At 66.5% G+C, this 7011-nt stretch carries 8 protein-coding genes; 1 reads left to right on the top strand and 7 read right to left on the bottom strand.

Going from position 1 to position 7011, the window contains the following annotated elements; all coding sequences use genetic code 11:
- The 3 genes from nusA to WAL33_RS05055 all read right to left on the bottom strand — a co-directional run.
- Window positions 1–715, bottom strand: a 715-nt coding sequence (nusA, locus tag WAL33_RS05065) for a transcription termination/antitermination protein NusA (protein ID WP_422179116.1), incomplete at its 3' end; no start/stop codon positions are given.
- A gap of 2 nt (window positions 716–717) precedes the next feature.
- On the bottom strand, window positions 718–1293 hold the full coding sequence (gene rimP / locus WAL33_RS05060) for a ribosome maturation factor RimP (protein ID WP_422179114.1): 576 nt from the start codon (window positions 1291–1293) through the stop codon (window positions 718–720).
- A 157-nt stretch (window positions 1294–1450) separates the two neighbouring features.
- Window positions 1451–1948, bottom strand: coding sequence for a hypothetical protein (locus tag WAL33_RS05055; protein WP_422179112.1), 498 nt, complete (start codon window positions 1946–1948; stop codon window positions 1451–1453).
- Between the two features lie 147 nt (window positions 1949–2095).
- Between WAL33_RS05055 and ppa the strand changes: the two genes are divergently transcribed.
- The gene (gene ppa, locus WAL33_RS05050) at window positions 2096–2629 is read left to right on the top strand and encodes an inorganic diphosphatase (protein ID WP_422179110.1); all 534 of its coding nucleotides are present in this window, start codon (window positions 2096–2098) and stop codon (window positions 2627–2629) included.
- Between the two features lie 122 nt (window positions 2630–2751).
- On the opposite strand, the gene trmB is transcribed toward ppa, so the two are convergent.
- The 4 genes from trmB to lnt form a co-directional block, all read right to left on the bottom strand.
- Window positions 2752–3432, bottom strand: coding sequence for a tRNA (guanosine(46)-N7)-methyltransferase TrmB (gene trmB / locus WAL33_RS05045; RefSeq protein ID WP_422179108.1), 681 nt, complete (start codon window positions 3430–3432; stop codon window positions 2752–2754).
- Window positions 3433–3524: 92 nt separating this feature from the next.
- Window positions 3525–4748: a methionine adenosyltransferase gene (gene metK, locus WAL33_RS05040; protein WP_422179106.1), complete on the bottom strand. Its 1224-nt coding sequence runs from the start codon at window positions 4746–4748 to the stop codon at window positions 3525–3527.
- 157 nt (window positions 4749–4905) lie between these two features.
- On the bottom strand, window positions 4906–5340 hold the full coding sequence (locus WAL33_RS05035; RefSeq protein WP_422179104.1) for a helix-turn-helix domain-containing protein: 435 nt from the start codon (window positions 5338–5340) through the stop codon (window positions 4906–4908).
- A gap of 53 nt (window positions 5341–5393) precedes the next feature.
- Window positions 5394–6971 (bottom strand): apolipoprotein N-acyltransferase, encoded by a 1578-nt coding sequence (gene lnt / locus WAL33_RS05030; protein WP_422179118.1) that lies wholly within the window; start codon window positions 6969–6971, stop codon window positions 5394–5396.
- Window positions 6972–7011: the final 40 nt, after the last annotated feature.

Genomic DNA, 7011 nt, shown 5'->3' with positions numbered 1-7011 from the left:
GGTCGCGGGCCACGGCGCGGATCTCGATGACGCCGTCATAGACTTCCGGCACTTCCTGCGCGAACAGCTTGGCCATGAAGCCGCCGTGGGCGCGCGACAGCATGATCTGCGGGCCCTTGGTCTCGCGGCGGACGTCGTAGATGTAGGCGCGGATGCGGTCGCCGACGTTGAAGTTCTCGCGCGGGATCGACTGGTCGCGGCGCATGATGCCTTCGCCGCGGCCCAGGTCGACGATGACGTTGCCGTATTCGACGCGCTTGACGCTGCCGTTGACGATCTCGCCGGCGCGATCCTTGTACTCGTCGTACTGGCGCTCGCGCTCGGCTTCGCGGACCTTATGCATGACGACCTGACGGGCCATCTGGGTCTGGACGCGGCCGATCTCGAACGGCGGCAGGCTTTCCTCGTAGATCTTGCCGACCTCGGCGTCGCGCCAGGTGCGCTTGGCCGACGACAGCTGGACCTTGCCGATCTCGCCTTCCAGCTCGAAGTCGTCCGGCACGACCTCGATCACCCGCTTCTGGGTGGTCTCGCCGGTGCGCGGATCGATCTTGACGCGGATGTCGTGCTCGGCCCCGTAGCGGGCGCGGGCGGCCTTCTGCAGGGCGTCCTCGATCGCCTCGATGACGACTTCCTTCTCGATGCCTTTTTCACGCGCGACCGCGTCGGCGATCTGCAGCAGCTCGAGGCGGTTGGCGGAGATGCCGATGGCCATAGTCAGTCCTCTTCACTTTCGGACAGGTCAATATCGTTGTCCGCGTCGTCGCCTTCGGTTCCGACGCGGGCGGCGCGCTGGTCGGCGCCCCGCTTCATCAATTGATCGGTGAGCACCAGCTTGGCGTCGACGATCCATTCAAACGGGAAATAGACGGTGGTGTCGTCTTCGCCCTCGAGGTTCAAGCCCACCTGGCCGTCCTCGACGCCGGCCAGCTCGCCCTTGAAGCGCTTGCGGCCCTCGGCGACGCGGTCCAGCTCGATGCGGACCTCCAGGCCGGCATAGGTGTCGAAGTCCTTCAGCCGCGTCAGGGGGCGGTCGACGCCGGGGCTGGAGACTTCCAGGGTGTATTCGCCGCTGATCGGATCGGCGGCGTCCATGATCTCGGAAATGGCGCGCGACAGCTTGGCGCAGTCCTCGACGTTCATGTCGCCATCCGGACGCTCGGCCATGATCTGCAGCCGACGCTGCTCGGCCCCGCCCATCAGGCGCAGGCGGACGATCTCGTAGCCGACGGACTCAGCGACGGGATCGAGCAGTTCGACCAGACCAATATCTTCCTGCGTCTTGCCGCGCACGGTTCTCTCAACTCATTGGCGGCCGCCACGCTCTAGCTGGCGAGCGGCCAAAGAAAAAGCGGCAGCCTTTCGGGCCGCCGCTCGAAAGCGCTATCAGCGCTGACGGACGATGTGGGAGCTATATAGCGCGATGTTCGGACGGTTGGAAGCCCCCTGCTCAATCGCGCGCCGAGAGCAATCGCCACAGTTGGTCGAGAACGCTGTCGGTCTCGCAACCGTTGCTGGAGACGTTGGCCTTTGTTCCTTTCCAGTCGGTTTCGACATACATGCCGACAGGATCCAGGCAGGGCTCCTCCGAGGCGGGGGCCTGCAGATCGCCGCTATCGAGCAGCGCCTCAAGGGCGATGGCTCGCTCCCGGCTCAATCGATAGGTCGAGGTCCAGATCTTGCGCCTTGACCCCGGTATGAGCTCCACCTTCGAGACGCTCCAGCGCGCATCGCCGCGCCTGCGGGCGACGATGCTGGCCTGACCGCCAAGATAGACCGCCATCGTATGGATGCGCACCTCGCCCTGGGCGCTAGACGCCGGCAAAAGCGCCCGGCTTCTCAGGGCGACGTGGGGATCGGTGTTGATGTCCACAGGGGATTGGGCGATCGCGCTCGACGCCATCATCGCCCCCGCGATGAGTCCAAGCCCAAAACCTGCCCACCGCATCTCGCCCTCCCGCTGCCAGGGGCATGATTTCCGTGGCAATGGCCAAGGTCAAGCCGCGCCCCCTTCCGCATTGCAGCACTTGTGGCCTATAAGCGCCCCCGCGCAGGCTCGCCTCCCCGCGGGACCTTTCCCAAACGAAGAGTCACAATGGACCTCTCCAAGATCGCCGTCGGCGTCAACCCGCCGTACGACCTGAACGCTATCATCGAGATCCCGCAAGGCGGCGAACCGGTGAAATACGAGATCGACAAGGCCAGCGGCGCGCTGATGGTCGACCGCTTCCTGCACACGGCGATGTTCTATCCGGCCAATTACGGCTTCATCCCGCACACCCTGGCCGACGACGGCGACCCCGCCGACATCATGGTGGTCGGCCCGACCCCGGTGGTGCCGGGCGCGATCATCCGCTGTCGTCCGATCGGCACGCTGATGATGGTCGATGAAGCCGGCGGCGACGAAAAGATCCTGGCCGTGCCGGTCGACAAGCTGCACCCGTTCTATACGGGCGTGAACAGCTGGCGCGACCTGCCGGTGATCCTGACCGAGCAGATCGCCCACTTCTTCCAGCACTACAAGGATCTGGAAAAGGGCAAGTCGACCAAGATCACCGGTTGGGTCGGTCTGGAAGAAACCGCCGAGATCATCCGCGCGGCGATCAAGCGCCACGACGAGAGCTACTAGAAATCTTCCTTCCCCCTTGATGGGGGAAGGCGGCCTGCGAAGCAGGTCGGATGGGGGGGTGCTTGCGGCGCCTCAGCTGTCACCCCCATCCCCAACCCTTCCCCCATCGAGGGGGAAGGGGGCTATTGGCGAACGAAATCCAGGAACACCGGGGCGCAGTCGCCCAGCTTCTTTTCCTCGTAGCGCGTGGTCACGTGGTCGGCCGGCGCGGCGTTGCGGTCGGCCGCCTTGTCGGCGAAGCGGAAGGCCGGGTCGGCCAGCACGCGCTCGACCGTCCACTCGGCGTAGTCGGCCCAGTCGGTGGCGAAACGCAAGGCCGCCCCGGGCTTCAGCACCCGCGCCAGATCGGCCACGAAGGCCGGCTGGATCAGGCGGCGCTTGTTGTGGCGGGCCTTGTGCCAAGGGTCGGGGAACATGATGAAAAGCCGGTCCACCGAGGCGTCGGGCAGCCAGCCGACCAGGTCGCGGGCGTCGCCCTCGTGGATGCGGACGTTCTTGAGCCCCTGTTCCTCGACATGGCGCACGGCGCTGGCCACGCCGTTGACGAAGGGCTCGGCGCCGATCACCAGCACGTCGGGACGCTTGCCGGCCTGGGCGGCCATGTGCTCGCCGCCGCCGAAGCCGATCTCCAGCCAGACTTCGGTCGCTTCCGGCATCAGGTCGCGCGGCTGGAACGGCGCGGTCGGCACTTTGAGTGTCGGCAGCAGGCTGTCGAGCAGGGCCTGCTGACGCGGCTTCACCGGCCGAGACTTCAGACGGCCGAACGAGCGCAGCGGCCCGTGGGGCTGTTGGGGGTTGGTCATGGGCGGGTGTTTACCGGAAAAGGACGCTCAAATGAAACGGGCCCCGATCAGATGATCGAGGCCCGCTCCGATAGGTCTGGAAGGGGTGAGGCTTACGCCAGGCCCTTCAGCTCCGACACCAGGTCGGTCTTCTCCCACGAGAAGCCGCCCTGGTTGTCCGGCGTGCGGCCGAAGTGGCCGTAGGCGGCGGTGCGGGCGTAGATCGGCTTGTTCAGCTGCAGGTGCTCGCGGATCGAGCGCGGGGTGGCGCCGCCGATCAACTGCGGCAGCAGCTTTTCCAGGGCTTCCGGATCGACCTTGCCGGTGCCGTGCAGGTCGACGTGGAACGACACGGGCTGGGCCACGCCGATGGCGTAGGCGATCTGGATGGTGCAGCGCTCGGCCAGGCCCGCGGCCACGACGTTCTTGGCCAGGTAGCGGCAGGCATAGGCGGCCGAGCGGTCGACCTTGGTCGGATCCTTGCCCGAGAACGCGCCGCCGCCGTGCGGGGCCGCGCCGCCGTAGGTGTCGACGATGATCTTGCGGCCGGTGACGCCGGCGTCGCCGTCCGGGCCGCCGATCTCGAAGCGGCCGGTCGGGTTGACCAGCCACTGGGTCTTCTTGGTGATCAGGCCTTCCGGGAAGATCGGCAGGATGTGCGGCTTGATCAGGTCGAGCACGCGCTTGGAGGTCGCGGCCTTGCCGTCGATCTTCTTCTTGTGCTGGTGCGACACGACGATCGAGACGACGCGGACCGGCTTGCCGGCGGCGTCATATTCCAGGGTCACCTGGCTCTTGGCGTCGGGCTCGAGTTCCGACAGCTCGCCCGAGTGGCGCAGCTGGGCCAGACGGCTGAGGATATTGTGGCTGTATTGCAGGGTGGCCGGCATCAGCTCCGGGGTCTCGGTGCTGGCGTAGCCGAACATGATGCCCTGGTCGCCGGCGCCTTCGTCCTTCTTGTCCGAAGCGTCCACGCCTTGGGCGATGTGGGCCGACTGGCCGTGCAGATAGTTGGCGAACTTCGCCTTCTGCCAGTGGAAGCCCTTCTGCTCGTAGCCGATGTCCTTGACCGCAGCGCGGACCTTGGACTCCAGCGAGCCGAGGATGTCCTTGGTCAGCTGCTTGTTGGCGGCCTTGTCGCCGCCCGGCTTGCCGGCCCGCACTTCGCCCGCCAGGACGATGCGGTTGGTGGTGACCAGGGTTTCGCAGGCGACGCGCGCCTCCGAGTCGGCGCTCAGGAAGGCGTCGACCACGGTGTCGCTGATCCGATCGGCGACCTTGTCCGGATGGCCTTCGGAAACGCTTTCGCTGGTGAAGATGTAGGAAGAACGGCTCAAGGGTCAGCTCCGGACATGACATCGCCCCCACGGACGGTCTGCCCGAGAGACTAAGCGGGAACATATAAAGATATGTTTATGTCCGCAAGCCGCCGTAGCCGGCTTTCGCCTGATCAGGCCCCGATCGGGTCCGGATCAGGCTCAAATCAGGCTCAAATCAGGCTTGGGGCTCTTCGTCGGTCAGGTCCTCGGCCATCGAGCGGACGAGATCCAGAATGCGCCGACGCACGCGGGACTTGCCGATGCGCGGGAACAGCGCGGCCAGTTCCAGGCCTTCCGGGGTCATCAGGAAGTCGTGCACGAATTGCTCCGAACCGTTTTCCTCGAAACCCTCGACGTCGGTCGGGTCGGCCAGGCCTTCGAAGAAGTAGGACACCGACGACTGCAGGCTCTTGGCGATCTCGTACAGCTTGGAGGCGCTGACGCGGTTGGCGCCGCGTTCATACTTCTGCACCTGCTGGAAGGTCAGGCCCAGATCATCGGCCAGGCGTTCCTGGCTGACGCCGAGAATCTTGCGCCGCATGCGGATCCGCGCGCCGACGTGCAGGTCGACCGGATTGGGGGAGCGTTCTTGGTCAGAGGTCGTGTTCATGCCGTTTCAATCACTGGGGGAGGAAGCCACGGGTATCTGGAAGCTTGTCTGTTTCAGTTTCGGTTCTTTTCCAAGCCTCGACCTCCTGGGACGCGAATCGCGGCGGAAAATGAAACCAGAAGCAGCAGTCCGAACGGCCAATGCCCAAGTTTGGAGAACAGGGTCGGCGAACCAACATCGCTTAGCTTACCGTCGATCACTCCTGATTCGCCAAGTTTCAAGCGTTTGCCGGATAAAATTCTTCCCCGCGCGTCTATCAACGCAGAAACCCCCGTCGGGGTCGCCCGGATCAGGGGCAGACCCGTTTCGATAGCGCGGTAGCTGGCCAGATTCAGGTGCTGCAGCGGCCCGGAGGTCACCCCGAACCAGGCGTCGTTCGAGACATTGACGATCGCGCGCACCCCCGGCGCCGGCTCGGCCAGGCGCGGGAACAGGCTTTCGTAGCAGATCAGCGGCTGGATCAGCAGACCCGGAGCCACACGCAACGGCGCGGGCCTTGGTCCGGTGGCGAAGCCGTCTCCCAGGTGGGCCATGCTCTTGACGCCCAGCTTGGTCATCAAGGCGTCGGCCGGCAGGTATTCGCCGAACGGCACCAGGCGGTGCTTGTCATAGATCCCGACGATCGCGACGTCGTCGGCCGTCCGGCGCAGGGCGACCAGGCTGTTGTAGTAGACGGGCTTGTCGGGCGTCCCCTGGTAGCGGTAGCCGCCGATCAACATCAGCTGGCCGGGCTGGAGGGCGTCGACGATCGCCTGCCGCACCCAGCTGCCGGGGACCAAGTAGTCGTTGATCGCCAGCGGCAGGGCGCCTTCGGGCCAGACGACGAGGTCGGCGGGCTTGCCCGCGTAAGGCTTGGCGGTCAGCGAGACATAGGCCTGAACGATCTGGGCGAAGCGCTCGGCGTCCCACTTGGATTCCTGAGGGATGTCGGCCTGGACGATGCGGACGGTCAGGGCGTCCGAACCGCTCGCGGCGGGCGGACGAACGACGGCGCCGCCAATGTGGAGCAAGGCCAGCGCCGCGATCGCCGCCCCGACAACGATCCGGCCGCGCCGGCCGTCACGCCAGACCGCCGGGGCGGCGGCGATCGCCAGGGTGATCCAGGTCAGGCCGTAGGCGCCGACCACGGCGGCGAATTGCGACACCGCCGAACCGGCCCGCCAAGTCTCGCCCGGCAGGTTCCAGGGAAAGCCGGTCAGGATGTGGCCCCGCGCCCACTCCAGGACCGCGAAGGCCCCGGCGAACACCAGCACCCGCCGCACCCCGGGCGGGCGGATCAAGCGGTAGAGCACCGCCGCCAGCCCCCAGAACAGCGCCAGGCCGGCAGCCATGGCGGCCACCGCGAACGGCGCCATCCAGCCCTGGTTGGCGGCGTCGACCATGAAGGCCTCGGCGATCCACCAGGTCCCCAGGCCAAAATAGCTGATCCCCATCAGCCAGCCGCGCAGGAAGGCCGAGCGCAAGGGCCGGGGCCCGTCGATGATGTCGAGCAGCCAAAGCAGGACCGCGTAGCCCAGCAGGCCCGGCAGGACGCCGAACGGCGGGTGGGCCAGGGCGGCGGCCAGGCCGGCCAGCAAGGCCAGTCCCCGAATGCGCCACGGCGTCAGCGGCGGCAGGGCCGGCAGGTTCACGAAGCGGCCACGCGCCCGGGCGAGGCGGCCGTCTCCACGA

Origin of the sequence: Caulobacter sp., assembly GCF_049283275.1 — a bacterium.
Classification (GTDB): Bacteria; Pseudomonadota; Alphaproteobacteria; order Caulobacterales; family Caulobacteraceae; genus Caulobacter.
This window is presented reverse-complemented; position numbering and strand designations above follow the sequence as displayed.

Excerpts from the sequence above, each read along its gene's own strand:
- WAL33_RS05055 (WP_422179112.1), bottom strand. The coding sequence starts at position 1,948 with ATGCGGTGGGCAGGTTTTGGGCTTGGACTCATCGCGGGGGCGATGATG.
- ppa (WP_422179110.1), top strand. The coding sequence starts at position 2,096 with ATGGACCTCTCCAAGATCGCCGTCGGCGTCAACCCGCCGTACGACCTG.
- trmB (WP_422179108.1), bottom strand. The coding sequence starts at position 3,432 with ATGACCAACCCCCAACAGCCCCACGGGCCGCTGCGCTCGTTCGGCCGT.
- WAL33_RS05035 (WP_422179104.1), bottom strand. The coding sequence starts at position 5,340 with ATGAACACGACCTCTGACCAAGAACGCTCCCCCAATCCGGTCGACCTG.